Raw genomic sequence first — 25,400 nt, forward strand, 5'->3', positions numbered from 1 at the left:
AATTTGGGGTATTTTTGCGGGGTACCACGATCAGCACCCTGACCGGTACCCCAAAACCGATACCCCAAGGCAAATAAGCGCCACTTTATCGGAGGTTAGAAAATGCCGTTATCCGCCACCCAGGTAGACAAAGCAAAGCCGCTTGAGAAAGACTATAAAATGTCTGACGGCAGCGGCCTTTATCTCTTGGTAAAGCCCAGCGGGGCTAAATACTGGCGAATGAAATACCGCTTTGCCAACAAAGAGCGGCTATTAGCAATCGGCGTTTACCCTGATATAAGCCTTAAAGATGCCCGCATAGCGAGAGACGAAGCCCGCAAACAATTAGCGCAAGGTATCGACCCCAGCGCAGAAAAGCAGGCCCGCAAGCTGGCAAGTAATGAAGCAGCAGCCAATAGCTTTGAAGTAATTGCCCGCGAGTGGCTGGCCGTGAAAATGTACGACAAGAGCGAAAGCCACCGCGACCGCACCCGTAATGCCTTAGAGAAAGACTTATTTCCGTATATTGGCAAAAAGCCTATTTCAGAACTAACCCCGCTTGATCTGTTAGCCACCTTACGGCGCATCGAGAAGCGCGGCGCTATTGAGACAGCGCACAGGGCCAAGCAAACCGCTGGGCAGGTTTTACGCTATGCCATAGCAACAGGGCGAGCAGAGCGCGACATAAGCGCGGATCTTAAGGGCGCATTAAAAAACCCAGTAACGAAACATTTTCCCGCTATCACTGAACCCGCAGAAGTGGGCCGCTTGTTATTGGCTATAGATGGCTACACCGGAACAAATATCGTAAAAGCAGCACTGCAACTATCCCCGCTGTTATTTTGCCGCCCCGGTGAATTAAGGCACTTGGAATGGTCTGAAATTGATTTTGATAATGCCCGCATTGAGATCCCCGCCGAAAAAATGAAGATGCGGGAAGCGCATATTATCCCACTGAGCAAACAGGCACAGGCAATACTGGAAGAATTGCACCCGCTGACCGGGCATCTTAAGTATGTTTTCCCGTCACCAAGAGGCCAGAGCCGCCCACTATCAGAAAACGGCGTAAGAACAGCACTAAGGGCGCTTGGCTATGATAACGACACCCTAACCCCCCACGGCTTTAGGGCAATGGCCCGGACACTACTGGACGAGGTTTTAGGCTATCGCATTGAATGGATAGAGCAGCAGCTGGCCCACGCCGTGAAAGACGCGAACGGCAGAGCATACAACAGAACCAAGCACCTACCACAACGAACAGACATGATGCAGCGCTGGGCGGAGTACCTGGACACGCTAAGACTAAGCGCCAGCAACAACAACGTAATTCCGGCTAAGTTCGGAAGTCGAGCTTAGCTTACTTAACGAGATAGATTGGGGGAGTAATGCAGCTGCTTAAATTGCCCGAAGTATTACAAATTGTAAGAGTAGGCAAAACAACCTGGTACACGATGATTAAGCAAAACGAAGCACCGGCTCCTATAAGTTTAGGGGCAAGGGCTGTGGCTTGGGACAGTAACGACATAGAGAACTGGATCAACAAAAGAAAGGCTATTAGCCAGAAAAATTGATTAAGGAATTAACATGAACACACCGCAAGCGAAAGAAGATAATTTCACAATAACCGAATATACAGTAAGGCAGTTGATCAATAACACCCAGCCCGGTAGCAAAATTGCTGGCCCTTTCAGTTCAGAGGAAGAAGCAAACGAGCATCGAGCGCAACACCCAGGAACCGCTGTTTTTACTGAAACTTGGTTGCAATAGAAAGGTAGAACCATGACAGCTAAAAGCAAAGGGCGGCCACTCCCGCCCCTGTTACCGCTTGAGTATTGCACAGTAGCCAGAGCCACCGGCTTGCTCGGGTGCGAACAGTCTGATTTGCTTCATTGGGCAGATGTCGGGGCTATCGACCTGTATTTGATGGCCGATGGCCGCTATGCAGAGATTAGCCCTTTAAACGAATTTCTGGAAATTGTGCAGTACGGTTTAAGACCGGACGCAACGATTCCGGGGGACTCAGTGTCGGTTTATCGGGCGGGCAAATATCTTGAGGCCATTATTGGTCACGATACGGCTGACGTTAGGTTAACAGGTTTATGCCGTTTACACCGCACGAACCTGGACACCTGGCTTTATTATTCGACCGATACCCCTGTAAAAGAATGGATCTGCATTCTGGACGAGCTACCTTTACCGGGTAAATTTTTACTATGGCATAACCAAGATATAAAACTTGATGCCTTGTACGTTGTGAAATCAGATCTTGTTAAGCTACACGAGTCTATCACCAGTGGCGCTCCGCTTAGCACCAGGTTTGATGATGAGCAAATTTCAAAGCGTGATGCCTTAGAGCGAAGCAAGATTGAAAGCCAGCGGCCTGAGCGTCTGACTGGCGGCATTTCAAAAGCTGTTTATGCGTTAACAGAGCTTGCGCTTAAGCTGGCCGGCGAAAATGCGGAATTAATCAATAACCCGCATAAACTACATAGCAAGATAAATGAGCTAATGCTCACCAATAAAGCTAACCCTGACGGCGGCCACAGCATCGGCATAACGGATAACGCTTACCGCGATATTATTGCCAAGGCAAGATCAGTACAGCCAAACGGCGGCAACTAATCGAAGTTAAGCCGTAATCGAAGTTAAGAGCATATTCCGCCTTATCTTCGAGACTAAGCGCCAGCAATCCCCGAATATTGCCGAAGTCCACAAAGGGCAATAAAAGGGGATAGCATGAACACCGAAACAACAAAACCACGCCTAATAGCTCGAGCAGAAGTAATCAAGCGCGTAAGCCTATGCAAAGCCAGCATTTACAAACGTATGAAAGTTGGAGAATTCCCGAAGCCAATCAACATTGGCGGGCGGCGCGTTGCCTGGCTTGAGTCTGATATTGAAAATTGGATAACTGAAAGACTGGCATTAGCTGGCCGGGCAGCATAGGGGGCGCTATGACAGATAAAAATAAGGCCACCCAGCAAGGCGGCCAAAGTACAAATATTAAGCATACAGATTGTAACCGCAACAACCACAAAGCGGCAACCACCAAACCAGCAACCCAGCTCGAGCGGGTATTGCTGGCGCTCCTATACGAACAAAGCCTTAATTGCCAAGAGGCGGAAAAATTCCCGGTAAAGGCCCGGCACCTGAATAGCGTTATAAGCGAGCTGGCGCACTATCACGGCTTAGAAATCCACCGAGAACGGGAGAAAGCACCCGGCTATCACGGTGAAAGCTGCTACCTGATCCGTTATAGCGTTTACCCACACCAACAGGCAAAAGCAAGGCAACTTATCGATCAGTGGCGAGCCAAGCGCAACGCCACTCAGATTGCCTGGCTAAGCCTAAGGGCTACTTCGTTAGAAAAGCTCCTAAGAACGGCTTAAGGGGGCTATGTGTCTGGCTGGATTAAGCTATATCGCTCGATTCAGGATAACGATCTTTGGCTGGCGGAGCCTTTCAGCAAGGGCCAAGCCTGGGCAGATCTTATCCTTAGCGCAAACCACAAACCCGGCATTTTTTGGGTTAGACAAGTACAAATAAACCTTGAGCGGGGGCAATTAGGGCTTTCAGAAATCACGTTTTCCAAGCGCTGGAAATGGAGTCGGGGCAAAGTCCGGCGCTATCTGGCAATGCTTGAAAACAGGGGAATGATAGTACAACAGAAAACCCCTGTCACCAGCGTTATAACTATTTGTAATTACTCGACTTATCAGCAAGAAGATGCGGAGCAAACAGGCAGAACAGAACAACAGGCGGGACAACTGTCGGTACAGGTAGCGGACAACTCACGGTACACAAACAAGAATGATAAGAATGATAAGAAGAAAAACATTGATCACCATAACGGTGATCAGGGCGTTATCCGATGGTTTGAAACGCTTTGGCAAAACTATGCCCAGCTTACCGGCGGCGCCTCGAAAATCGGCAGTAAAAAAGCAGCGTTAAGATCATGGCAGCGGTTAACCAAGGGACACAGCGAGGCCAAACTTCGGTACCAAGTAAACGTCTGCCTGGCCTTTCAGGAAATGAGACGGGCCGATCCTAATATCCTTGGCAGCAATCAGCATTGCGCTACCTACCTGAATCAAGAGGTTTGGCTTTCTGATGAACAATGGCTAAGCAACTTCGATCAGCAGTACCAGCAGCAACTTAAAAACGAACAAACAAATGAGGGCGACAATGGAAGCATTAATTAATTTTGAAGCAGAACAAGCAGTAATTGGCGGCGTGCTACACGATAGCGCCAGCGAGAACGCGCTATATGCTATCGAAACCTGTAAGCCTGGGGATTTTAGCACCAAGGCTAATCAAATAGCTTGGCGGGCTATACAGGCGCTTTCAGCGCGGGGACAGTATGCCGATATTGTAACGGTTACTGAGCTAATCAACACCAGAGAACCGGCTTATCAGATTAGCTACCTTGGCGAGTGTTACAGGAACACCCCCAGCCAAGCTAACTTAAAAGCCTATGCCAACATAGTTAGAGAGTACGGCCAGCTTAGAGCGGCAGCTGGCGCCTTAAATGCAGCGCTAACCGTTTTACATGATAAGGCCCACGAGCCAGCAGAACGGATCAATCTGGTACTAAGCGAGCTTGGCAGCATTGGCGCTGATGAATCAGATCAGCAGATAACCAACCTTAAAGACCACCAAGCCGCTTTATTGCAACACCTGGGCGAAATCACCAAGAAAGGCGGAAACATAACAGGGCTAAGCACTGGCTTTGAAAATCTGGATTACATGACAGGCGGTTTAAGAAATGGCGATCTTGTCATAGTGGCCGCCCGCCCCTCGATGGGTAAAACAACCCTTGTGCTTAATATGCTTGAGCGTATAGCTATCACTAACAACGCGCCAAAATGGGCCTTATTCTTTAGCCTAGAAATGCCAGCGCAGCAGATACTACAAAAGGTTTACGCCAGCATAAGCAGCACCCCATTAGCCAAGATACTTAATGCTAGTGTTATGGATAATAACGAGGGATGCGCCCGCATTGGTACAGCTATGGAGCTAATGCAGCAATCACGGCTAATGATTGACGATAAAGGCGGCCAGCACTTAACGCAGATACAGGCGCGGGCTAAGCGTATGGCAATAAAGCAAGGAAGCAACCCCGCTTTAATCGTAGTTGATTATTTGCAGCTAATCAGAGCAGAGGGCGAAAGCCAAACAATCCGCATTGGTAACGTAAGCGCGGGCCTTAAGAACCTAGCAAAGCTGATGAACTGCCCTGTAATTGCCTTAAGCCAACTTAACCGGAACCTGACAGGCAAACCAACGCTAATAAACCTGAGGGATAGCGGAAGTATTGAACAGGATGCCGATATGGTGATCTTTTTACATGATGAAGATTATGAGGGCCAGCGAGACGAACACAGCCTGACAGAAATCATTTTCGCCAAAAACCGAATGGGCAGAACAGGCAGCACCTTTTTACAGCCAGAGCTACACCTGAGTCGTTTTAGCGATACCAAGCGCTTACCAGAGGCCAAGCCAGAATCACAGGCCAAGCCACTTAAGAAACTGTATTAAGAGGGCTGGCGCTATGAATAAATGGGTATTGCTGCAACCAGGGCAACAACCGCCCCAGCTGGCGCCAGATGATTTTATTTTGCTGGCAATGGCACAGGGCGGGATCTTGCGCGTTATGTATCGGTTCGTGAAAAACATCAGGGGCAACATTGGCGGCTATCTGGTACACGATACAGTCACACCAACCGCCCACGATTGGCACGTTTACCAACCGGCCACCCTACCCTATTGGGTAAAGCTAAGACAGCCACGACAAGCCCGGGCGATAGTACAGCAGCACCGACTAGGTTTGCATTGATTGGGCCGCTACTTAACTACCGGATAAGCGGTAGTTATAAATTATTGTGCAGACGGCAGGCATTGACCACGAAACAATATGCCGCCAAAGCCACAGCGGAAAAGGCGTACCGGACATTCGAGAATTTTACAGTATGGAATATTTTAAAACGGGCTAAAAACCGCGAATTTTCCCACCAATCAACCTGAACCAATAACTGTACATATCGCGGATTGTATGGCGACTAGGACATTTTGGCGTCTTCGATAGTGGAATACGCCAAACCGCCTAAGCTGGGAATTTTAATCAGATAACTGATAAGTTTTAGCAGTACAGTATTAAGTATGCTCGACGCATTTTGTCGCACCCTAGCGCACACCCGGCAGCGCGAACGATGGACAGAATTGTCCAACGCTCACAGGTAATAGGCCGATGTGCAGATTTACATAGCGACCTCCAACACCAATAGCTAACCCCGAATTCGGGCTTAGCTCAGCAGTAACCCGCCTTAGCCCTTACAAGGGCTTAGCCGCCCTCGAGCAGTAGCGAACGATCCGCGCTGCGCCCTATAGCACCAACACCTAAGCAGGAATTCTGGCTTAGCTTAGTATCTAAACACTTAGCCCCGAATGTGTGGTTAGCCTCGACCACTGGCAGCATATACAGGGGGCCGGGATAATCTCTGTAGCGCTTAGCACCTGTACCGCACCCTTAGGCAAATTTACGCGAACGCGAAATTAAAAGTTTTACTTTGTCCGGATCAGAGCGAAAGCGAACACAGGCCGCCGGAGAAATGCAGCGACAGGCAGGGACCCTAACCACGGGCTGAATCACCGAGGGGGCGGAGAGGCGCGGCGAGACAATTTTTTTCGAGCTTTCTATCTGATCCACCACAGCAGCACCCAGCGCCAGCAATTCAGCCGGTTACAACCTGATCAACTTGTACAAAACCGGCCTAAGCGGTACCGGAGGGGGGATCTTAATCCCTGGGACCTATACAAAGCCTACACCGCACCCTTCAACGCTTTCTTATAACCGCGAAAAATGAAATTAAAACGGGCCGCCCAGCTGCATTTGACACCCTAAGGCAGAATTCCGCCTTAGATAAAACGCTTACCGGTACCCGGATCACGGTATCGAGATCAGGTAATAAAACGGCATTTCACCCTGTAACCGGACAAAGCGCCAGCCGGGTTGAAAATTATTTTTACCGGGTAACAGCGCATAAAATGGGGTACTTTTGGGGGTATCTTTAAATCAGGCAAATAACAAAAACGCCATATATCATAAGCATATAGCGCTAGTTCAATAGACGCCAGCAAATGAGAGCGGCGCATTAGCGCCGCTTTTTTATTGCCTGCCACTCCCGCCGCCGGATTTACTGGCCGATACTTTGAGTATCTGACGCCATAGGTATATACTTCTACTATCTAGTTGCTAGAGGTAAATATGGATACGGGTACAGTGTTTAAAAATAACAATACCCAGGCGGTGCGACTGCCGGTTGAAGCGCGTTTTCCAGACGATGTAAAAAAGGTGGTGGTGCGTGTTGTCGGTAAAGACCGCATCCTAACGCCTGTTACCAACAGCTGGGATTCGTTTTTTCTGCAAGGCCCTGCGGTCACAGACGACTTTATGACTGAACGGGCTACACAGCAACAGCAGGAGCGGGAAGCCTTTTAATGCTGAAATTTATGCTGGATACCAATATCTGCATCTATGTAATTAAACGCCGGCCGCTTGAAGTGCTGCAAACCTTTAACCAATATGCCGGCTTAATGTGTATTAGCGCCATTACCTATGCCGAGCTTTGTCACGGCGTAGAAAAAAGCGCGCGGCCCGAGCAAAACCGGCAAGCCGTGGAAGATTTTTGTTCGCGTTTGCAGATAGTACCTTACAGTGAAAAAGCGGCTCAGCATTATGGCGAAATCCGCGCAGAGCTGGAACAGCTTGGTATCCCTATCGGCGTCAATGATCTGCATATTAGTGCGCATGCCCGCAGTGAAAGCCTAACGCTGGTGACTAATAATCTGCGCGAGTTTGAGCGCGTTGCCGGCTTGCGGCTGGTTAACTGGCTAAAATAAACCCTGTTACTGGCTGCAGATGCCATTGCGACAGTAATTCAATTAAATATTTTCAAACCTTTTTCCCCTTAGCCAGGCGTGATTTAGCAGCAATTTGCTGCCAAACAGGCTATTGTCGGTTTGATCTCTGCAGATAAAATCTGCATAGTAAGCATCAGTACTACGCCGCACCTGAAAATAGCGGCCGGTTGCATAGCTGCCAAAGGAAATATTGCCGCACCCAGGACACGCCGGCCGGCTTATGCCAAAACAGCATTTTCCTACTGTCAGGGTTGCACCATGCATTCAAATTATCAGGCCACGTCAGCCACGTGCCTGCAACAGGCTGTTGTGCCCAGCGATCAGCTACCACAGCAGAGCGGTCACTGGGCTTTGTTGTTTCAGCGCGATTTTCAGCTCAAATTAGCTGATACACCGACTGAAAAGCAGCAAACTTATCGGCTGCGGCATCAGGTGTATTGCGAAGAATTGGCGTTTGAGCCAGCAAACCCAATTGGGATCGAATCTGATACGTATGATCTCAGATCGTTACACTATTTGTTATATCACCGCCAATCGCAGCAACCAGCCGGTACGATGCGCACTATCACCTGCACCAACCCTACGGAGCGGTTGCCGGTGGAGCGCTACTTTCGCAATAAGTTTACCCAATCTGCGCTTCAGCCCTCAGCGTTTTCAGCTCACACCATCTGTGAATTCTCCAGATTAGCGTTAGCCAGTTCATTCAGACGTCAACACGCAGCTGAAGGTAATGCGATTCAAGCGCTCAGTGCACCGAGCCATCATCGTTATCTGGCGGCAGCACTTTATCTTGCCGCTCTGGAACATACAACTTTACAGGGTTATCAGCATGCCTATGCTGTAATGGCTCCCGCACTGGCCAGGATCTTAATTCGCGTCGGATTACCATTCCAGCAAATCAGCACAGCTATTGAACTTAATGGGCTTCGCGCAGCCTATTACCTCGAATTAGAGTCGTCGTTAAAAAACCTGTGCAGCGATTACCAATTGCTTAGACAAGTACTGTCGACACAACTACTGTCTGCTGGTATCAGCAAGATGTAACATACCCAGAAAGAATTGATATGGACTCATTAACCCAAATTGCCCTTGGCTCGGCGGTTGCCGTTGCTGTAGTGGGCCGCAAAAGCTCAGTTAAAAAAGCCGCGCTCTGGGGTGCGGTAGCCGGCACGCTGCCGGATCTGGATATCTTGATCGACTACGGTGATGCGCTGAGTAATATGGTGTACCACCGTGGCTTTAGCCATGCGCTGTTCTATCTTACGCTAATATCACCGCTGCTGGCGCTGCTGATTTGTAAAATTCATCGGCAAATGCCGCTATACCGTCATTGGTTGCTGGCGATCTGGCTGGTGCTAATTACCCACCCCCTGCTGGATACCCTTACCATCTATGGCACTCAGCTGGCGCTGCCCTTTAGTAATCATCCGTTTGCGGTGGGTAGCATCTTTATTATCGATCCCCTTTATACCCTGCCATTATTGCTCGGCCTGGCCTGGGTGCTGTGGCGCGGCAAAAGGGCCCTGGCCGCCAATACCGCAGCGCTGGTGTTCTCCAGCTGTTATTTACTCTGGGGCCTTGCTGCGCAGCAGCATGTCTTACAAGTTGCGGCCAAGCAGCCGGTAAGCAGTGAAGCCAGGGTGCTGGTGGTACCGACGGCACTGAATACCTTACTGTGGCGGGTATTGCTGGTCACCGAAGACGCTTACTATGAAGGCTTTTACTCGCTGCTGGAAAAGAACAGCGACATCGTGTTTCAGCGTTATGTACTGGACCCTGAGTTATACCAGCGCTATCAGCAGCATCCGGATGTGCAGACGCTGGCCGCCTTTAGTCAGGGCTTTTACGCCCTGGAGCAACAGGGCGAGCAAGTAGTCATGACAGATTTACGGATGGGCCAACAACAAAACTATGCCTTTAGTTTTGTGCTGGCCGCGGAGCCGGGGCAACCGGTTAGTCGCTTGCCACGACAACTGCAGCTGGCCGAAACCGTAAGCTGGGTGTGGCGCACTCTGACCGGTGAGCTCAGTGCCGCTAACCAATTACCTCGTAACCTGACCAGTCCGGACGCAGAGTCTGAGCCTGACCGCCCGGCAGCAGCTCAATATAGTAGCCACTAGCCTGCTGTAACGGCAGGCAATCGTCCAGCTGCAGCAAATCATCTTTGTGCGGGCTATCGGCATCGGTCAACAGCTGAGCTTTGGCCCTTGCCTTCGCCTCTGCAGCACTCTTCGCGACACAGAGCATAAAATCATGCTGCTCGGCAATCTTGCCCGGGTAATAGCCACCAAAATTAACAAAAAACAGCTTTTCCGCCTGCTCAACCGGCGTTGTCGACAGACGGATCTGATAGCCATCAATATTATGTAGCGCCAGATAGCTGTCCAGATGCAGACCTTTAATCTCGCCAAACCATTGCTGGCGCAGCTGAGGGTAAGTCTGCTCAATGGTCTCACCAACCACAAAACGCACATCGTGCAGTTCAATATTGGCACCGGGTGCGGTGCCACCTAAATAGACTAAAAATAGCTGCATCAGCTGTCCTTATAAACGAATACTTAAACCATCAGTCAGGGCGCGGCGATAAGCCACCAGCGCCGGCACGCAAGCCAGTAGCGCAGCGGCAGCCAGAATGCCGCCAGCCCAATACAGACTTTGTAAGCTAAAGGGGCTCAGGCTGATAAAGAGGCCATAGTTCGCCGCCAGATAGTCCTGCACACCCCACAGCGCTGCCAGCAGTAGGACGGCACTGCTAAGCATCGCCACACTGGTCAGCAACAGCACTTCCAGTTGGATCAGCCAAAACAGATACCAGGGGCTGGCTCCCACTGCGCGTAAAATCGCCATTTCCCGTTGCCGCTCCCGCATCGAAGCCAGCAAGGTGGTCATCATGCCAACTAAAGCTGCCACCAGCACCAATAAGGTGATCAGCAGCAGCATATTCTCTACCATACCCAGCATCTGCCACAGTTCAGCCAGTGCCACCCCGGGTAAGATGGCAGTCAGAGGTTCGCCGCGAAACTCGTTGATCTGCCGCTGCACCACAAAGGTGGCCATCCGTGAATTCAACCCCACCATAAAGGCGGTAATCGCCTTCGGAGTTAAATCCATTTCCAGCGCCTGCTCGGCACTGACCTGCCGGCCAGGCATAGGCGCGCCCTGCTGCCAGTCGATATGGATAGCTTCAATGCCTTCCAGGCTAACATGCACCGTTTGATCAACGGGAGTACCGGTTGGTGCCAGGATGCCGACGACGGTAAAGGGCTTGTCTTTATGCTCGGAAAAACTGACAGCGCCGATACCATGCGCCAGTACGATTTCCTGTCCCAGCACATAGCCCAGGCGTTTTGCCACCTCAGCGCCTAATACCGCATCATAAACACCGGCAAAGGGCACGCCCTCAGCGAACTGCAGTTGTTGCGATGAGGCATAGCGGAAATGTTCAAAATAGCCCTGATTCGTGCCCAAAACCCGGTAGCCACGGTGTGAATCGCCGAGCGATAACGGGATAGTCCAGGCGATTTGCGGATGCCGGCTGATCCGCTCATAGGTCGCCCAGCTGACATTCGCGGTGGCATTGCCGATCCGGAATACCGAATACAGCAACAAATTCAGCTGACCAGAGCGAGCACCGACGATCAGATCAGTACCAGACACCGTATTGGTAAAGCTACTGCGGGCCTCTTTACGGATATGATCAATTCCCAGTAGCAGCACCAGACTAATGGTTAGCGACAACAGGGTTAATAACACAGTGCCACGGCGGTTCCACAAACTTAGACGGGCGAGCTTAATTAACATGCCACTACTCCTTGCTCCAGGGCTGTCATCGCCAGTTGATAATGAAAATAACGCTGCAACTGACTGTCATGGCTGACAAAGATCACAGTAGTGCCGCTTTTATCCGCTTCACTGAGCAATACCTGCATAAAGGCATCACGGTTATCAGCATCCAGCGCGGAGGTGGGCTCATCGGCAATCAGTAAGGTTGGCTGGGTCAGTAAAGCCCGGGCAATAGCGACCCGCTGCTGCTGGCCGACGCTTAACTGACTGGCTTTTTGCTGCCAGTAATTATCTCCCAGCCCCAGTGCCGTTAACAGCTCGCGGGCCCGCTGCTGCATTGCTGCGGCCGGCGCCCTGGCAAAGGCAGCGCGTAACAGCACATTATCCAGCACACTCAGATAGGGGATCAGGTTCAGCTGCTGAAACACCACCCCGATCTCCGAAGCGCGCAATTTATCGCGCCGCGAGGCACTAAGCTGATGCAGTGCCATGCCGTTTAACCAGATTTCACCAGCGTTAGGCACGGTAATACCGCATAACAAATTCAATAGCGTGGTTTTACCACTGCCCGAGGCACCGCGTACAAAGAGGTGCTGGCCGCTACTTAGCGACAACTTTGGGATGGCCAGTTGCCAGCCGCCGGGCTGGTACCAAAATTTAAGATCTTTGAGTTCAATCGCAGGAAATTTCGGCTTGGTGGTCACAGGGTCTCCTTTCTGCATGCTATGATAGCGCAGCATAGTGCAATGTGCTGTGCAGTGTTCTGTGCCGTATTATGCGTTAATTAAGAGGCGAAACTCCAATGTTCAACAAGTTGTCTGTTGCGTTTTCTTTGGTACTGACCGCAATGTTGGCTTTTAGCCTGCAGGCGGCCGAGGTTAAAACCATTGAATGGACTGATTTAATGCCGGAAGAGGACCTGAAGTTACTCCAGTCCTTACCCGAGGTGACGCACGACTATAGTCAGCCTTCACCGTTTGAAGATAACTACAATGGTAATGACCCTACTGCCCAGGCCTGGCAGCAAATTTTACAGTCAGCCAAGGTAAAACCGGAATTTAATAACGTTAAGGTCCGGATCCCGGGCTTTATTGTGCCGCTGGAATTTGATGACAAACAAAATGTGACCAGTTTCTTCCTGGTACCCTACTTTGGTGCCTGTATCCACGTACCGCCACCGCCACCAAACCAGATTATCTATGTTACCGGCGCGTCCAATCTGCGCGCGGATATGATCTATTCGCCATTCTGGATCAGCGGCACCATTACCACCGACAGTGTCTCGCATGACTTAGCCAATGCGGCTTACAGCATCAAGGCCGATAAGGTAGAAGAATATACCTGGTAACGCCCCGTAACAAAAATTAGTAACAAAAAACAGTTACAAAAAAGCCGGATTGCTGTTTAAGCAATACCGGCTTTTTTATGGCGCTGCTTTTCCAGCGCCTTGCGATACAACTGCCGTTAGAATCGAATACTGTTGTTATTCAGCGTTGCTGTAGCAGCGCCCTGGCGACCGTTAATCACCCACTGCACCTCCACCTTTTCCAGTGCCGGCGTCAGACTGAACAAACCCAGCTCCAACTGCTGCAAACGCGCCGGGTTTTGACACAGCAAACTGATATTGGCATAAAAATCACCATGACCGGTGTAACCCGGTTCGGTCAGATCAGTATTAGCATCGGCGCTTTGCACTTCGCAATGGGCGTCGCGGCTTAAGGTAAGCCAGGTTGCCTGAGCAAGATTATCCAGCGCCAGCGCAATTTCCTGCCGTTGCTCGTTATTGCTTGGCGCATGTTCAAAACCGACAATATTGTAGGCGGCAGATTGCAACGCCAGTTGCAGTTCATTGCCCTCCAGCACCAGCGTCAGCGTCGCCGCGCCATGCACATGGGCACCCAATTGAGTCATGTCATCATGATCATGGTCGTGCGCATGCTTGTGATCATGATCGTGTTTATGATCATGATCGTGATTATGTTGTTCAGCCTTGGGCGCTTTGTCGTGCTGATGCGCCGGATGCGCCTGAACCAGCGCAGCCGGGCCCAGCAGTAAGGCGGGCAGCAGCAGGGCAATCAATTTTGATGACATAGCCTTCTCCTCAAATGTTATTGTGTCACATCATACTCAGTTTTTACGCGACTGCAACGCTAACGAATGATCGCCAAAGGGCTCACGCCCGTACTCGCCATAACTCTGATTAACTGTGGCCGCTATGCGCAAACTGATTATTATTCTGGGCGATCAATTAAGCCCGGCCCTTGCCAGCCTGCGTCAGGCAGGTCCTGACGACCTGATTCTGATGGCAGAAGTGAAAACCGAAGCCCGTTACGTGAAACATCATAAGCACAAAATCATTTTACTGTTTAGCGCAATGCGTCATTTTGCCGCAACCTTACGGCAACAGGGCTTTGCGCTTTGTTATCTGGAATATGGCGCACAGCCGGGTATTCACAGTATGACCGATGCCGTGGCCTATGCCTTGCAGCAGCAAGAGTTCAGTGACATTGTCATCACCGAGTGCGGCGAATACCGGTTGCAACAGGAGATACTGAGCTGGCGCGAACGTTTTAATCTGCCGCTGCACGTGCTGGAAGATGACCGCTTTATCTGTTCAACGGCGATGTTTGCACAGTGGGCCACTGATCGCCAGCAGCTGCGGATGGAGTTTTTTTACCGCCAGATGCGGCGCTATACCGGCTTACTGATGGATGCGAAGCAACAACCTGTCGGTGGCCAATGGAACTATGATAAAGACAATCGCAAAGCCTGCCCTCCGGATCTAAAGCAAGTTCCGCCATTGCAGTTTAGCCCCGATGACATTACCCGGCAGGTGATGGCGCTGGTTGAAACCGAGTTTGCCGACCATCCTGGCAGCGTCGGCGAATTTCACTATGCCGTCACTGGTAAAGCCGCCCGGCAGGCGTTCTTGCATTTTGTTGATCAGCAACTGGCCAACTTTGGCGATTATCAGGACGCAATGCTGCTGGAGCAGCCATTCTTGTTTCACAGCATCTGTTCGATGTACCTGAATGCAGGTTTACTGGATGTACGCTGGATGTGCCAGAAAGTCGAAACCGCCTGGCGCGAGCAAAGCGTCAGCCTGAATGCCGCCGAAGGCTTTATCCGGCAGCTCATTGGCTGGCGCGAATATGTCCGCGGGCTGTATTGGTTAATGATGCCAGACTACAGCCGCCATAATTTCCTGCAGGCGCATACACCTTTGCCCGGGTTTTACTGGCATGCCGGAACTAAGATGCGCTGTATGCAGCAGGCGATCAGTCAAACCCTGCAACATGGCTATGCGCATCATATTCAACGCTTAATGGTTACCGGTAACTTTGCCTTACTGGCGGGCTTAGCCATCGATGAAGTCACGGCCTGGTATCTGGCGGTTTATGTCGATGCCTACGAGTGGGTTGAGCTGCCCAATACGCTGGGAATGGCGTTATTTGCCGATGGCGGCATTCTGGCGTCAAAACCCTATGCCGCCAGCGGAGCCTATATCAACCGAATGAGCAACTATTGCAAACATTGCCACTACCAGGTGAAAGAGGTGACAGGTGCCAAAGCCTGCCCTTTTAACGCCCTATATTGGGATTTTCTGGCCCGCAACGAGTCGCAATTAGGTCAGAATGCACGGATGCAGCTGGCTTATAAAAACTGGCATAACAAAACGCCGGAGCAGCAACAGGCGATCCGCGCTCAGGCTGCGCAGTGGTTAATACAGATTGAGCAGTTATGACAACACTGGTACTACTAAATAGCAGCTTACGGCTGGATGACAACCCACTGCTCAAGGCGCCAGCGGGGCCTGCCGCTGCCGTTGTGGTGCTTGAGCAGCAGCAGTGCTTTGGCCGCCAGTATGGCCTCTATCGCTGCAACCTGTGGCGCCTGAAAACCCAGCTGCAAGCCGTTCAGGCGCTCACTGAGGCCCTGGCACAGCATAATATTGGCCTGATTATCCGCTTTGGCGATACCCGCAGCGAACTCTTACAGTTAGCAGAACAGCTGCAGGCCGATAGACTGCTGGCCAGTGAGCCAACGGCACCGGAGGAATACCAGGCGCTGCGTGCTCTGACACCCGCGCTTGCGCTGGAACTGCAGGATAATAACAGCCTACTCGGCGCTACGCTAAGACCAGAACTTGGCCGCTTGCCCGATCGCTTTACGCAATTTCGCAAACAGTTGGAGCCAAGCCTGTTGGTCACGCCGCCGCAAAGGACTCAGCCTGCTGGTGACTGGTTAAGCCCGGCAGCTGCCGCTACTTACTCGCAGCAGGTGATACTGCAGCAATGGCTTGGCAACAGCGTTCCGGCGCGCTGGGATGAAACTAAGGCGCTGGCGCGACTTAAGCATTTTATCTGGCAGGGCCAGCATATTCTGCATTACAAAGACAGCCGCAATGCGCTCATCGGTGAGCATTACGCCAGTTTTTTCTCAACGCCGCTCAGCCTTGGAACCTTGTCGGTGCGCCGCTGCTGGCAGCAGGTGGAACAATTTGAACAGCAGATCGAAGCTAACGAATCGACCTACTGGCTAAAATTTGAATTACTGTGGCGGGAGTTTTTCCGCTGGCAAATGCGCAAATATCAGGCGCGCTGGTTTAGCAAAACCGGCATCAGCGGTAAGGCTGATTACACCAAACCCAACCTGAACAACTCGCAGCAGCATGCTTTTGCCAACTGGTGTGCCGGTAATACTGGCGTGCCTTTTATCGATGCCAATATGCGGCTGTTAAATCAGAGCGGTTTAATGAGTAACCGCGGCCGGCAGAATGTGGCCAGCTATCTGGTGCATGACTTGGCGCTGGACTGGCGGCTGGGCGCTGCCTACTTCGAGCAGCGGCTACTCGATTATGATGTGGCCAGTAACTGGGGTAACTGGGCCTATATCGCAGGCTATGGTAATAGTGAAGCCCGGCCATTTAACCCGATTAAGCAGGCGCTCTGGTACGATCCGGACGCGGCCTTTGTGCGGCAGCTGCTGCCGGACATCAGCGGCGTCGGTAAGGCAGCGCATCGCCCTGCCGCGCACGCCCGCCTGTTACCGCAGTGGCGCAGCTGGTTAAGCGAACTCTAGCGATGCATCTGCTGTGGTTTAAACGCGACCTGCGCCTCGAAGACCACGCCGCGCTGTTTTATGCCGCCAAAAATGGCAGCGCCGTGTTACCAGTCTATATTGTCGAGCCGGATTATTGGCAACAGCCTGACGTGTCGTTACGGCACTGGGCCTTTGTCAGCGAAGCTCTGACGCAGCTGCAGCAGCAACTGACAGCACTGGGGCAGCCGCTGTTAGTATGTTATGGCGCCGCGACCCGGGTACTACGTGAACTCTGTGCCCGCTTTCCGATCAGCGCTGTCTATAGCCACCAGGAAACCGGTAATTTATGGAGCTATCAGCGTGATCTGGCAGTAGCACGTTTACTGGCAGAACTGGCTCTACCCTGGCAGCAATACCCGCAGTTTGCGGTGATCCGCGCGCTCAGCTCCCGTGATCACTGGTTCGAGCAAGCTGATCATTGGCTGAGCCAACCGCTGTACCCCTGCCCGGCCAGGCTACCTTTTATTTGCGCCGCGAACTGGCTGGCGCCGCTGCCGGTACCGCAACGTAGCCGCGATTTGCCGGCGTGTCAGCAGCGGCAGCATGGCTGGCAGCTGCAACAAACGCTGGATAGCTTTCTACACCAACGCAGCCAGCACTATCATGGCGGCATTTCTTTTGCGGCGCGCGCAGTAAACAGCTGCTCCCGCCTCAGCCCCTTTCTGGCTTATGGCCAGCTTAGTATCCGTCAACTGCAGCAGCTTACCGAGCAACAACGTAAGGCCAGCGATTCCACGCAGCAAAAACGCGGGCTGCAGGCGTTTTACAGCCGGCTGCGCTGGCATTGCCACTTTATACAGAAGCTGGAAGATGAACCGGAAGTGGAAATGCGTAATATGCATCGCGGCTTTGATGGCTTACGCGAGGACGCCTTTGATGCGACGCTGTATCAAGCCTGGGCCAGCGGTCAGACCGGCTATCCGCTGATTGACGCTGCCATGCGCTCTCTGCTACATACCGGTTGGCTGCACTTTCGCGGCCGCGCCATGTTGGTGGCCTTTGCCAGTTATCATTTGTGGCTGCACTGGCGGCCGCTGGCACTACATCTGACACAATGCTTTGTCGACTACGAGCCGGGCATCCACTATCCGCAAATACAGATGCAAGCCGGCACGACCGGGATCAACCCCGACCGTATGTATAACCCGGTAAAGCAAAGTATGCAAAAAGATCCCAAAGGCGAGTTTATCCGGCAATGGCTGCCGGAACTACGCCGGGTGCCGGACAGCTGGCTGCATCAGCCCTGGTTGATGAGCAGCTCGCTGCAACAGCAATACGGTTGTGTGATAGGCCGCGATTATCCGGCACCGGTGGTCGCGGCCGGCCAGGCCGTAAGCGCAGCCAGAGCGAAACTCAGTCAGTGGCTGGCGCAGCAACGCGGGCAGTTTGAACTGGAAAAGCGTCAGGTATTTCAGCGCCATGCCAGCCGGAATCGGCCAGCAGAGCGGCGCTCAGTAAAGCAGAGCAGCCAGCTCGGGTTATTCGACTAACACCTTGGCTTAAGCTGACGGGAGCAGCTTAGATAGCCTCTTCGTCTTCCTCACCGGTACGAATACGGATCACCCGCTCCACATCAAACACGAAGATCTTACCATCACCAATGCGGCCGGTTTGCGCTGTGGTCATAATGGCTTCGACACAACGTTCTACCTGCTCATCAGTGACTACGATTTCCAGCTTCACCTTAGGCAAAAAATCCACCATATATTCAGCGCCGCGGTATAACTCAGTGTGGCCTTTCTGCCGGCCAAAGCCTTTAACTTCAGTTACCGTCATGCCGGTAATATTCAGGTCGGCCAGCGCTTCGCGCACGTCATCGAGCTTAAAGGGTTTGATAATGGCTTCAATTTTTTTCATGGTAGAACTCATCGCTCTGCTTAGATGGTGGACGCAGTATAATACAACAGGCGGTAGGCTTCAGCTGTCAGAGCGCATTTTGTTGATCCTTTCAGCAATAAATCCGTTAAGATATCTATAACCAACAGCGAGGCCACTATGAGCATAGAACAAGCAATTATCCGGGAAATGCGGGTGCTGCCGCAGATCGATGTCGAATTTGAGATCCGCCGCCGGGTCGACTTTATTAAAGCGAGGCTGCAAAGTGCCGGCTTAAAAACTCTGGTACTTGGCATCAGTGGCGGTGTTGACTCCACTACTTGTGGCCGGCTGGCCCAGTTAGCGGTGGATGAATTAAACCGCGAACAGAGTGGTGGCTATCAGTTTATCGCGGTACGGCTGCCGTACGGTGTGCAAAAAGATGAAGAAGAAGCGCAGCTGGCGCTGCGTTTTATCCAACCCAGTCTTAGTGTGACGGTCAATATAAAGGCGGCAGCCGATGCGCTGCATCAGAGCACCTTACTGGGTATTGAGAGCCTGCCGTTACCGGGCGAAGCGCAGCAGGATTTTGCCAAAGGCAATGTTAAAGCTCGCTGCCGGATGCTGGCGCAGTATCATATTGCGGCGCTGCAAGGCGGTTTAGTGCTGGGTACCGATCATTCGGCCGAGAATATTACTGGTTTTTATACCAAATGGGGCGATGGTGCCTGTGATTTAGCACCGCTGTTTGGCTTAAGTAAACGTCAGGTACGGGCCTTGGCACGGCATCTGGGCGCGCCGGAACTACTGGTAGAAAAAACACCGACAGCCGATCTGGAATGTATGGCGCCGCAAAAGGCCGATGAAGCGGCTTTGGGACTTACTTACCAGCAAATTGATGACTTTTTGGAAGGTAAGGCCGTGGATGCGGCGGTCAGCGCACGTTTAGTGCAGATCTATCAAAAAACCCAACATAAGCGCCAACCGATCCCAACGGTATACGACCCTTTGTAACAGCGCACATCCCCTAAAGCGGATAGCATTTCCGCTTTAGGGCGTTTTAGCATAATAATCCAAACCAATATAAATAACATTTATTTCACAAACGCAGTACCCTGACTACACTTCCTGCTAGCTATGTGTAAAAGTCGGAGTGCGACCATGCGCCAAGATGGACTCACCTTATTAGAAATACTCATATGTATAGCCGTGCTACTGATTTTGTTAACATTAGGTGCGCCAGCTATGGATGAGTTTATCCATAAACAAAGGGCTGAAAGTTATGTGCAACAATTCCAGCGACACCTTAACTATGCTCGGGTACAAGCCAGCAGCAGTCAACAGCCAGTAAGGCTTTGTCCGGGGCAGATAGACTTATGCCAAGGTCAGTGGCAAAAAGATCCATTACTGCTGAGTTTATTAAACCCCCTGACCAACCAAGCGATATTGTTGCGAGAGCTTCCGCTGTTGCCATCAGGACATCAGTTAAGTTACAACCGCCAACAACTGCAGTTTCGCCGTGACGGCAGTCTGGACGCGCTGGAGAATGGGACTTTTCATTATTGTCCACCAGGACGGTTTAACTGGCATTATCGTATTGTGATGAATCAAGCCGGGCGCAATAGGCTGCAACGGTTGCCATACGCTTGTTGAGCAGCATACTAATTTAGTCCCAACAACTTAGTGCCGCCGACACACCATGGTTGCGTTGTCCCAGGTGATTTATCGAAAATTGCTGACAAGCACTATCGTGTTGTTGTGCCCCCTGAGCTGTAAGAATTATCTGAAAAGCCGTACCATCTGAATCTATAACGAGCTGAATTCGATAACGTCCTGAACTTGTGTCAGCGGAGGACACCCCCAAATCGGCCAGCTGGTCGGAGTAACGCCCCGTGTCTAATAATCTTTGCTCCTGACGATTGGCTAGTTCTAACAAGGTGGTGACTGCCTCAGCACGGTAACTACGCAAAACAAACTGTTGATATGACGGGTAGCTCAGCTGTATTAAAATGCCTAAGATCGCTAATACCACTAACATCTCTAACAAACTAAAGCCCCGGGTAAACATCAGAATGCCCCCCTCTCATCACGGTAGGTAGCCAGGCGCTGCCAAAGCGGAAATCTGTCCAGAGTCAGGGGCGCAGTGCATTGATGGCATTCATGACTGATTTTTAGCAGCCCATCCAGCAAAGAGATATAGTGCGTCTCATCCTGTAACACCAGCGCCAGTGTTTTATCTGGCTGTTCGCGTATCTTTAGCACAGCATTATCCAACACTGGGATTTTCCAACTCCGCTGTCGGTATACCTGAGTAGCAGTATATAATTGAAACGCGAAAAGTAATTGCTCCGTCTGATTCGCGTGACAAATACCAAATCCCTCGCTGGTAACAACGGGCGCGTAAATCACACCGGCGATAACCTTTGGCATGCTACTAATTCTGCCCGGTAGCGACACCTTCCAACCGGCGGCACTTAATATTGTCCGCCAATCAGCCGCCGAGAACTGCTGTTTAAGCTCCGGCTCACTGAGTAAGGTTCTGTCGAGCAGATGCTGACTATTCAGCAGATACTGTAACTTCAAAAGCGCATCAAAACGCAAATTAAAGAGTACATCCTTACCGGATAGTGGCTCAGTACCTACCAGTAACAGTTGATGGTGGTCAACGCTACGCCAAGACGCTGGAGCCAGATGCCTTGGCAGGCGAGCACGAATTAGCGCAATGGTGCTACCAAAGAACAAGCCAGAATCAGATAAGTCGGCCATTAACCGTGGGATGCCAAACAACCCGTCACTGATAGATAGCCGCCATAGCCGACCATCGATGCCTAGTAGCCATAAATGGTCTGCTATGCCGTCTAGGTTCCAGTCTTCCGCCAAGGGCTTAGCTAATACTCGAATATCTGCCGCTATATCCGATAAATCGAAGCTGGTAAGGAGCGGACCGTGCTCTTTTACCAGCTCTAGCCGCTGCTTAGCATCGTCCGCTGTCACTAAGTTTACGCTGGCATAAGTCACTTGTTGCTGATGATGGATCCTAACCTTTACCGGTTCAGCCTGAGATAAAGGACAAAATGCCTGTACCTGTGCAACAAACAATAACAAGCAGCCAAGTACGAACTTCATGGCCCCACCTCCTGTAACCGCAAACGCTTACGCATTAGCAGAGTGTTATAGCGGGTGATTGATGGTGGCTGCTGACTCTGCTCGCTCGTTTCCAAGACTAGCAATTCACACTGCAGCGCAGCATCAGACCAGGCGGCATAGACGCCAGGGCATGAGGGCAGAACAAAGCTACTCTCCTTGATTTCATTAGCATCTAAGGTTTTTAATTGCTGCAAATGCTGCTCCAACGCTCGCAACTCCTGCTGCAATTGCTGTTGGGCGATCTGCGCCGACTTGTAGCTGAGCTGACTCAGCAATAGATTACTTGCGACAACTAATAACATTACGACTAAAAACAACAGCGCACTGAGCAAAACCAATCCTCGCTCTCTCATAGCTCCTCCGATGTTTCAGTTACAATAAATTAATGTTAAAAAAGCTCCTTAACTCTAACCTTCAGCAACGGCAAATTGTACAGCTCCACTTAGTAACAAGCGGCGATAATGATCACCAGGGGCAACAAAACGACTCTCCCCCATTTGATAGTTTTGGTTATTACGATAACGCCGATCCGGTTCCAAAGTTCTTAGCAATACGTAAAAACGGATCCCGGTAATTCGATACTGTTGCTGCAACCAGTGTGCATCTTGCATTTGCGCTGTTGGCAGCAGAGCATCGGACTTACCATCCAGATCGGTATCAATTAGAAACTCGAAATGTAAACGTTCAACCCCATCAAGTATCGAGTCGGTGCTAATACTGGCCTGGCCTGAAGCAGTTCGGATCAGTCTTTTGCGCATCAATACCGGCACATCACTATCAGCCTGACGCTGCATTTGGATATACAGCACCAAATGTTGGTAGGGATAAATAAGATTATCCGTATGTAAATTGCTATCCCGGTTCAAAAAATAGGCCTGCGGCAAGTCGGCAGTAAGATAAAATCGATTGGAACGCATCTCTGCAGCTGCGACTGACGCTCCTAATGCTCGCTTTATCTGGATAAATTCAGTTTCTTTAGCGACATCATTCAGACAATTCAGCTGCCTACCACCTTGCCCCAGCCCTGCGTACAGATTGATAAATGGCTGTCCAACAACAGGGAAACTACCACTATCCAGACCTGACTCCAGGCAATCACCTGCAGGAGAGGCAATTTCCGATATCGCATCTTGCATTTGAGCCAGTGTTTTGCCAGCCAGAAAGCCGCCATTTTGGAGTTCGTTATACAGTAGATTAAGGGCTAACTGGCCATTTTGCTGTAAGAAAGCTAATTGACGACTTTGGGTTGAAGAAGCACTCAAGGTATTAAAAGCTGTCAGCATTAAAACGAGCAACATCAACCCTAAAGCGGTTGCTATCATTAATTCTGTTAGTGTTAAGCCTCCTTGCCTTTGCATCGCTTACTCCTGGCTGCCAAGCCTTAACACGTTTCGATCAGGCCCTGTGCGGCAACCTTTCGTCGCTTGTGTAGCCAGGGTAGTACGCCCTTGCCAGCTGGCTTCAAGCTGCATAGAACCATGCTGTTTGTTTAAGCAAAAAGCCGGTTGGAACAATAACCCGTAACCGTTATCATTCAGCCAGTCTTGCTGCCAGCGAGCAATAAGAAATTGAGTGAAGTCTGATTCAGTACAGGGCGAAGAAGTAGTGCACGGCACCATCGCCAGAGCACTATCAGCGGTAACTGAAACTGTTGGCGAAACACCATCCAGTGTCGAGAGTTGTTGCAGAATATCACGAGATAATGCTACTACCGAGGTGCGTTGAGTCGCTTCTGTCACCAAACGGAGTGCTTGCAATTGCGCAGCAAGCACGCCAAGTAAGCCTACCTTCAAGATAAGCAATGTGATCAGCACTTCAACTAATGTCGCACCTCGCTGGCGAGTCATAACGACCTCGGTTAATTAGTCTTGGGACAATAACCATAGATCACGCACCAGAAAAGTCAAAAAAAATTTACTTAAAATTAAACTCACTTGGTTACTTCAGTCCAACTGGTTACCCGAATTGATGTTGAGCCACTACTTCCTGTTCCACTATTAGTATCCGTAAAACTCCAAAGCTCCTTCGCAGCGGTACCTAGTAGTGCTCGGCCTTGGGCAACTAATTGTCGATTGAATTCAATCTTCGCGTTACCACCGCCTTTTAAATCCAGATCGATAGTTGCCTCAGCCGAGCCAAAGGTCCAATTATCAGGCTGGCCTGAAACGACATTCTTCACCATATGAGCAACGACCAAGGTACCTCGTAATCCATTGTTACCTAAACCATTCAGTCTAACCTGACTTCCGGTAACAATAATTAAGCCATCAAAAGTAGCTTGCCCACTAAATATTACGTTGCCTTCAACAATCAAAATCCCTGTACCTGTTGTATTGCCTGCTAATTCACAACTTGACGGACAGTTCAAAATGTAGATTCTTGGTAATGACGTTGGGAAAGATTTATTATTAATACTGTTTTCATATAAGCAATTACTAGTTACCGCACATTCTGCTTTAACAGTATCGATAAATTTACGCATATCGTTTGCATCACCAAATGGTCCGCTAAACTCAACTTGTTTCACCCCTCCGACATAATTTGCCTCCCGGCTGTCCTTGGTCGAGTCTAAAATCTTCTGCACATTACCTTGAGTGTTAGTCGCAACAGCAGGAGCAACTACAGAGCCGGCTATTTGTTCGCCCACAATTTGAAACTGGGAGCTACTGGCGGCTGTCATATTTTTTATGGTTCCAATGATGTTCATCGCTGCAAGATTCCCCTCACCAGAACCTCTCTGCATAATGCTTTGAATGCACCGTTTTACCCCGGAATCGTTATGAGCTCCACAACTTACAATTAGCGCTCTATTTCCAACAAAATCAATGCTTTCTATATACCAATGCAGTCCACTTGAAATAGCATCTTTTAAACCTTCTTGCTTAACCTTTTCTGCTCCCCATGTCGCATTCGAGGCCGGCCACTTCGCAAGGTTGGTCGGGACCATAAAAAAGTTTCGTGAAGCGACTAAGCCACTTTCGGCCTTCATCATTGCCTCAGAAATTTGCTTTTGATTTCCCGCCAATCGCTCACCAAGCATCGAATTACCAACACCGGCAATGCCAACAATAGTGATAATTAACAGTAACAATAAACTTACGATAAGCACTGAGCCATTTTGGTAATTTTTCATCATTTTGCCCTCATCTTAACTACCGAACTTTCTCGTTAAGATATTATTTCGAACCCCTACTCGGAAATTTACTGTCACCAAATTAGTATTTGTTGCCCTCATGGATAGCTGTACTGAAACACCTATAGCCGTGGGACAATCATTTCCACCTACCGATAGACAACTGGTATTAAAACCACTAATGTTTTGCGACAAAATCTCTGGTGTTGCTAAACCGACCTGCCTAACTAAGGTGTTGTTCGCTTCGAGACGATATTCTGTTGTACCTTCGGGTCCAATCAGAATGAGAGTAGGAGCGGTTCCAACAATATTGCCAGCTCTAATATCGCTGGCCAAAAAATCACTAATTAAACTGAGATCGCTTTGTAAGCGGTTAAAACGCTGAGCTTCGTTGTATGCTTGCTGCCCGCTAATAAAGATCTGAATACCTCCACCCAATACAACGATGCCCAATGTAAGAGCTATAAGCAGTTCAACCAAGGTAATACCTTGCTGCCATCGGTTCGTATACTTTTCGGTG

Annotated in this window: 31 protein-coding genes; 19 read left to right on the forward strand and 12 right to left on the reverse strand. The window is 50.4% G+C overall.

The window, feature by feature from the left end; genetic code table 11:
- Positions 1-102 precede the first annotated feature (102 nt).
- The 13 genes from AJE_RS05030 (at position 103) to AJE_RS05100 (ending at position 10,019) form a co-directional block, all read left to right on the forward strand.
- Positions 103-1,335, forward strand: a complete 1,233-nt coding sequence (locus AJE_RS05030) for a tyrosine-type recombinase/integrase (RefSeq protein ID WP_008949942.1) — start codon at positions 103-105, stop codon at positions 1,333-1,335.
- Between the two features lie 29 nt (positions 1,336-1,364).
- The gene (locus tag AJE_RS18985) at positions 1,365-1,550 is read left to right on the forward strand and encodes a helix-turn-helix transcriptional regulator (RefSeq protein ID WP_008949943.1); all 186 of its coding nucleotides are present in this window, start codon (positions 1,365-1,367) and stop codon (positions 1,548-1,550) included.
- Between the two features lie 13 nt (positions 1,551-1,563).
- Positions 1,564-1,746: a hypothetical protein gene (locus tag AJE_RS05040; protein WP_008949944.1), complete on the forward strand. Its 183-nt coding sequence runs from the start codon at positions 1,564-1,566 to the stop codon at positions 1,744-1,746.
- Between the two features lie 12 nt (positions 1,747-1,758).
- Positions 1,759-2,601, forward strand: a complete 843-nt coding sequence (locus AJE_RS05045; RefSeq protein WP_008949945.1) for a hypothetical protein — start codon at positions 1,759-1,761, stop codon at positions 2,599-2,601.
- A gap of 114 nt (positions 2,602-2,715) precedes the next feature.
- On the forward strand, positions 2,716-2,925 hold the full coding sequence (locus tag AJE_RS05050) for a helix-turn-helix transcriptional regulator (RefSeq protein ID WP_008949946.1): 210 nt from the start codon (positions 2,716-2,718) through the stop codon (positions 2,923-2,925).
- A gap of 8 nt (positions 2,926-2,933) precedes the next feature.
- On the forward strand, positions 2,934-3,368 hold the full coding sequence (locus AJE_RS05055; protein WP_008949947.1) for a hypothetical protein: 435 nt from the start codon (positions 2,934-2,936) through the stop codon (positions 3,366-3,368).
- A 9-nt stretch (positions 3,369-3,377) separates the two neighbouring features.
- Positions 3,378-4,181, forward strand: coding sequence for a hypothetical protein (locus tag AJE_RS17930; protein WP_008949948.1), 804 nt, complete (start codon positions 3,378-3,380; stop codon positions 4,179-4,181).
- Positions 4,165-5,517 (forward strand): replicative DNA helicase, encoded by a 1,353-nt coding sequence (locus tag AJE_RS05065; RefSeq protein ID WP_008949949.1) that lies wholly within the window; start codon positions 4,165-4,167, stop codon positions 5,515-5,517. The genes AJE_RS17930 and AJE_RS05065 overlap by 17 nt, the downstream gene beginning before the upstream one ends.
- A gap of 13 nt (positions 5,518-5,530) precedes the next feature.
- The gene (locus tag AJE_RS05070) at positions 5,531-5,815 is read left to right on the forward strand and encodes a hypothetical protein (RefSeq protein ID WP_008949950.1); all 285 of its coding nucleotides are present in this window, start codon (positions 5,531-5,533) and stop codon (positions 5,813-5,815) included.
- 1,428 nt (positions 5,816-7,243) lie between these two features.
- On the forward strand, positions 7,244-7,477 hold the full coding sequence (gene vapB / locus AJE_RS05080) for a type II toxin-antitoxin system VapB family antitoxin (RefSeq protein ID WP_008949951.1): 234 nt from the start codon (positions 7,244-7,246) through the stop codon (positions 7,475-7,477).
- Positions 7,477-7,878 carry a type II toxin-antitoxin system tRNA(fMet)-specific endonuclease VapC gene (gene vapC, locus AJE_RS05085; RefSeq protein WP_008949952.1) on the forward strand — a complete coding sequence of 134 codons (402 nt, stop codon included), beginning with the start codon at positions 7,477-7,479 and terminating at the stop codon, positions 7,876-7,878. Before vapB ends, vapC begins: the two co-directional genes overlap by 1 nt.
- A 279-nt stretch (positions 7,879-8,157) precedes the next feature.
- Positions 8,158-8,943, forward strand: a complete 786-nt coding sequence (locus tag AJE_RS05095; RefSeq protein ID WP_008949954.1) for a PEP-CTERM/exosortase system-associated acyltransferase — start codon at positions 8,158-8,160, stop codon at positions 8,941-8,943.
- 20 nt (positions 8,944-8,963) lie between these two features.
- Positions 8,964-10,019 (forward strand): metal-dependent hydrolase, encoded by a 1,056-nt coding sequence (locus AJE_RS05100; RefSeq protein WP_008949955.1) that lies wholly within the window; start codon positions 8,964-8,966, stop codon positions 10,017-10,019.
- Here the strand turns inward: AJE_RS05100 and AJE_RS05105 are convergent.
- From AJE_RS05105 to AJE_RS05115, 3 genes are read right to left on the reverse strand one after another with little or no spacing between them, the layout of a single operon-like run.
- Positions 9,934-10,434, reverse strand: coding sequence for a DUF1543 domain-containing protein (locus AJE_RS05105; protein ID WP_008949956.1), 501 nt, complete (start codon positions 10,432-10,434; stop codon positions 9,934-9,936). The two genes, AJE_RS05100 and AJE_RS05105, sit on opposite strands and share 86 nt — an antisense overlap.
- A gap of 9 nt (positions 10,435-10,443) precedes the next feature.
- On the reverse strand, positions 10,444-11,700 hold the full coding sequence (locus AJE_RS05110; RefSeq protein WP_008949957.1) for an ABC transporter permease: 1,257 nt from the start codon (positions 11,698-11,700) through the stop codon (positions 10,444-10,446).
- Complete coding sequence (locus AJE_RS05115) at positions 11,694-12,386, reverse strand: ABC transporter ATP-binding protein (RefSeq protein ID WP_039928118.1); 693 nt, start codon at positions 12,384-12,386, stop codon at positions 11,694-11,696. Before AJE_RS05115 ends, AJE_RS05110 begins: the two co-directional genes overlap by 7 nt.
- Before the next feature lie 98 nt (positions 12,387-12,484).
- Here AJE_RS05115 and AJE_RS05120 point away from each other — a divergent pair, with 98 nt between their 5' ends.
- Positions 12,485-13,030: a DUF3299 domain-containing protein gene (locus AJE_RS05120; RefSeq protein WP_008608847.1), complete on the forward strand. Its 546-nt coding sequence runs from the start codon at positions 12,485-12,487 to the stop codon at positions 13,028-13,030.
- Positions 13,031-13,146: 116 nt separating this feature from the next.
- Here AJE_RS05120 and AJE_RS05125 read toward each other — a convergent pair whose 3' ends face one another.
- Positions 13,147-13,773, reverse strand: a complete 627-nt coding sequence (locus AJE_RS05125; protein ID WP_008949959.1) for a ZrgA family zinc uptake protein — start codon at positions 13,771-13,773, stop codon at positions 13,147-13,149.
- A 124-nt stretch (positions 13,774-13,897) separates the two neighbouring features.
- Here AJE_RS05125 and AJE_RS05130 point away from each other — a divergent pair, with 124 nt between their 5' ends.
- From AJE_RS05130 to AJE_RS05140, 3 genes are read left to right on the forward strand one after another with little or no spacing between them, the layout of a single operon-like run.
- Positions 13,898-15,427, forward strand: a complete 1,530-nt coding sequence (locus tag AJE_RS05130) for a cryptochrome/photolyase family protein (RefSeq protein WP_008949960.1) — start codon at positions 13,898-13,900, stop codon at positions 15,425-15,427.
- The gene (locus tag AJE_RS05135; RefSeq protein WP_008949961.1) at positions 15,424-16,764 is read left to right on the forward strand and encodes a DASH family cryptochrome; all 1,341 of its coding nucleotides are present in this window, start codon (positions 15,424-15,426) and stop codon (positions 16,762-16,764) included. The genes AJE_RS05130 and AJE_RS05135 overlap by 4 nt, the downstream gene beginning before the upstream one ends.
- Entirely contained in the window at positions 16,737-18,275 is a 1,539-nt protein-coding gene (locus AJE_RS05140) for an FAD-binding domain-containing protein (protein ID WP_237709308.1), read from the forward strand. The genes AJE_RS05135 and AJE_RS05140 overlap by 28 nt, the downstream gene beginning before the upstream one ends.
- Before the next feature lie 28 nt (positions 18,276-18,303).
- Here the strand turns inward: AJE_RS05140 and glnB are convergent, their stop codons facing one another.
- On the reverse strand, positions 18,304-18,642 hold the full coding sequence (glnB, locus tag AJE_RS05145) for a nitrogen regulatory protein P-II (protein WP_008949963.1): 339 nt from the start codon (positions 18,640-18,642) through the stop codon (positions 18,304-18,306).
- Between the two features lie 138 nt (positions 18,643-18,780).
- On the opposite strand from glnB, the gene nadE reads away from it, so the two are divergent.
- Together nadE and AJE_RS05155 are read left to right on the forward strand one after the other, a co-directional pair.
- Positions 18,781-19,614, forward strand: a complete 834-nt coding sequence (nadE, locus tag AJE_RS05150) for an ammonia-dependent NAD(+) synthetase (RefSeq protein ID WP_008608862.1) — start codon at positions 18,781-18,783, stop codon at positions 19,612-19,614.
- A 147-nt stretch (positions 19,615-19,761) separates the two neighbouring features.
- Positions 19,762-20,253 (forward strand): GspH/FimT family pseudopilin, encoded by a 492-nt coding sequence (locus tag AJE_RS05155; RefSeq protein WP_039928097.1) that lies wholly within the window; start codon positions 19,762-19,764, stop codon positions 20,251-20,253.
- A 13-nt stretch (positions 20,254-20,266) separates the two neighbouring features.
- Here the strand turns inward: AJE_RS05155 and AJE_RS05160 are convergent, their stop codons facing one another.
- The 7 genes from AJE_RS05160 to AJE_RS05190 all read right to left on the reverse strand — a co-directional run bounded on the left by AJE_RS05160 (position 20,267) and on the right by AJE_RS05190 (position 25,360).
- On the reverse strand, positions 20,267-20,668 hold the full coding sequence (locus tag AJE_RS05160; RefSeq protein WP_008949965.1) for a type IV pilin protein: 402 nt from the start codon (positions 20,666-20,668) through the stop codon (positions 20,267-20,269).
- On the reverse strand, positions 20,668-21,726 hold the full coding sequence (locus tag AJE_RS05165; protein WP_008949966.1) for a hypothetical protein: 1,059 nt from the start codon (positions 21,724-21,726) through the stop codon (positions 20,668-20,670). The genes AJE_RS05160 and AJE_RS05165 overlap by 1 nt, the downstream gene beginning before the upstream one ends.
- The gene (locus tag AJE_RS05170) at positions 21,723-22,100 is read right to left on the reverse strand and encodes a hypothetical protein (protein WP_237709309.1); all 378 of its coding nucleotides are present in this window, start codon (positions 22,098-22,100) and stop codon (positions 21,723-21,725) included. The genes AJE_RS05165 and AJE_RS05170 overlap by 4 nt, the downstream gene beginning before the upstream one ends.
- A gap of 54 nt (positions 22,101-22,154) precedes the next feature.
- Positions 22,155-23,105 (reverse strand): PilW family protein, encoded by a 951-nt coding sequence (locus tag AJE_RS05175; protein WP_008949968.1) that lies wholly within the window; start codon positions 23,103-23,105, stop codon positions 22,155-22,157.
- Positions 23,106-23,108: 3 nt separating this feature from the next.
- Complete coding sequence (gene pilV / locus AJE_RS05180; RefSeq protein ID WP_039928102.1) at positions 23,109-23,594, reverse strand: type IV pilus modification protein PilV; 486 nt, start codon at positions 23,592-23,594, stop codon at positions 23,109-23,111.
- Positions 23,595-23,677: 83 nt separating this feature from the next.
- Positions 23,678-24,883, reverse strand: coding sequence for a PilX N-terminal domain-containing pilus assembly protein (locus AJE_RS05185; RefSeq protein ID WP_008949970.1), 1,206 nt, complete (start codon positions 24,881-24,883; stop codon positions 23,678-23,680).
- Between the two features lie 12 nt (positions 24,884-24,895).
- Positions 24,896-25,360 carry a PilW family protein gene (locus tag AJE_RS05190; RefSeq protein ID WP_237709310.1) on the reverse strand — a complete coding sequence of 155 codons (465 nt, stop codon included), beginning with the start codon at positions 25,358-25,360 and terminating at the stop codon, positions 24,896-24,898.
- Positions 25,361-25,400 lie beyond the last annotated feature (40 nt).

The sequence above is a fragment of the Alishewanella jeotgali KCTC 22429 genome, from assembly GCF_000245735.1.
In the GTDB taxonomy this organism is placed as follows: Bacteria; Pseudomonadota; Gammaproteobacteria; order Enterobacterales; family Alteromonadaceae; genus Alishewanella; species Alishewanella jeotgali.

What these genes read in the sequence shown, in the direction of transcription:
- AJE_RS05030 (WP_008949942.1), top strand. Translation starts at nt 103, where the DNA reads ATGCCGTTATCCGCCACCCAGGTAGACAAAGCAAAGCCGCTTGAGAAA.
- AJE_RS18985 (WP_008949943.1), top strand. Translation starts at nt 1,365, where the DNA reads ATGCAGCTGCTTAAATTGCCCGAAGTATTACAAATTGTAAGAGTAGGC.
- AJE_RS05040 (WP_008949944.1), top strand. Translation starts at nt 1,564, where the DNA reads ATGAACACACCGCAAGCGAAAGAAGATAATTTCACAATAACCGAATAT.
- AJE_RS05045 (WP_008949945.1), top strand. Translation starts at nt 1,759, where the DNA reads ATGACAGCTAAAAGCAAAGGGCGGCCACTCCCGCCCCTGTTACCGCTT.
- AJE_RS05050 (WP_008949946.1), top strand. Translation starts at nt 2,716, where the DNA reads ATGAACACCGAAACAACAAAACCACGCCTAATAGCTCGAGCAGAAGTA.
- AJE_RS05055 (WP_008949947.1), top strand. Translation starts at nt 2,934, where the DNA reads ATGACAGATAAAAATAAGGCCACCCAGCAAGGCGGCCAAAGTACAAAT.
- AJE_RS05065 (WP_008949949.1), top strand. Translation starts at nt 4,165, where the DNA reads ATGGAAGCATTAATTAATTTTGAAGCAGAACAAGCAGTAATTGGCGGC.
- AJE_RS05070 (WP_008949950.1), top strand. Translation starts at nt 5,531, where the DNA reads ATGAATAAATGGGTATTGCTGCAACCAGGGCAACAACCGCCCCAGCTG.
- vapB (WP_008949951.1), top strand. Translation starts at nt 7,244, where the DNA reads ATGGATACGGGTACAGTGTTTAAAAATAACAATACCCAGGCGGTGCGA.
- vapC (WP_008949952.1), top strand. Translation starts at nt 7,477, where the DNA reads ATGCTGAAATTTATGCTGGATACCAATATCTGCATCTATGTAATTAAA.
- AJE_RS05095 (WP_008949954.1), top strand. Translation starts at nt 8,158, where the DNA reads ATGCATTCAAATTATCAGGCCACGTCAGCCACGTGCCTGCAACAGGCT.
- AJE_RS05100 (WP_008949955.1), top strand. Translation starts at nt 8,964, where the DNA reads ATGGACTCATTAACCCAAATTGCCCTTGGCTCGGCGGTTGCCGTTGCT.
- AJE_RS05105 (WP_008949956.1), bottom strand. Translation starts at nt 10,434, where the DNA reads ATGCAGCTATTTTTAGTCTATTTAGGTGGCACCGCACCCGGTGCCAAT.
- AJE_RS05110 (WP_008949957.1), bottom strand. Translation starts at nt 11,700, where the DNA reads ATGTTAATTAAGCTCGCCCGTCTAAGTTTGTGGAACCGCCGTGGCACT.
- AJE_RS05120 (WP_008608847.1), top strand. Translation starts at nt 12,485, where the DNA reads ATGTTCAACAAGTTGTCTGTTGCGTTTTCTTTGGTACTGACCGCAATG.
- AJE_RS05125 (WP_008949959.1), bottom strand. Translation starts at nt 13,773, where the DNA reads ATGTCATCAAAATTGATTGCCCTGCTGCTGCCCGCCTTACTGCTGGGC.
- AJE_RS05130 (WP_008949960.1), top strand. Translation starts at nt 13,898, where the DNA reads ATGCGCAAACTGATTATTATTCTGGGCGATCAATTAAGCCCGGCCCTT.
- AJE_RS05135 (WP_008949961.1), top strand. Translation starts at nt 15,424, where the DNA reads ATGACAACACTGGTACTACTAAATAGCAGCTTACGGCTGGATGACAAC.
- glnB (WP_008949963.1), bottom strand. Translation starts at nt 18,642, where the DNA reads ATGAAAAAAATTGAAGCCATTATCAAACCCTTTAAGCTCGATGACGTG.
- nadE (WP_008608862.1), top strand. Translation starts at nt 18,781, where the DNA reads ATGAGCATAGAACAAGCAATTATCCGGGAAATGCGGGTGCTGCCGCAG.
- AJE_RS05155 (WP_039928097.1), top strand. Translation starts at nt 19,762, where the DNA reads ATGCGCCAAGATGGACTCACCTTATTAGAAATACTCATATGTATAGCC.
- AJE_RS05160 (WP_008949965.1), bottom strand. Translation starts at nt 20,668, where the DNA reads ATGTTTACCCGGGGCTTTAGTTTGTTAGAGATGTTAGTGGTATTAGCG.
- AJE_RS05165 (WP_008949966.1), bottom strand. Translation starts at nt 21,726, where the DNA reads ATGAAGTTCGTACTTGGCTGCTTGTTATTGTTTGTTGCACAGGTACAG.
- AJE_RS05170 (WP_237709309.1), bottom strand. Translation starts at nt 22,100, where the DNA reads ATGAGAGAGCGAGGATTGGTTTTGCTCAGTGCGCTGTTGTTTTTAGTC.
- AJE_RS05175 (WP_008949968.1), bottom strand. Translation starts at nt 23,105, where the DNA reads ATGCAAAGGCAAGGAGGCTTAACACTAACAGAATTAATGATAGCAACC.
- pilV (WP_039928102.1), bottom strand. Translation starts at nt 23,594, where the DNA reads ATGACTCGCCAGCGAGGTGCGACATTAGTTGAAGTGCTGATCACATTG.
- AJE_RS05185 (WP_008949970.1), bottom strand. Translation starts at nt 24,883, where the DNA reads ATGATGAAAAATTACCAAAATGGCTCAGTGCTTATCGTAAGTTTATTG.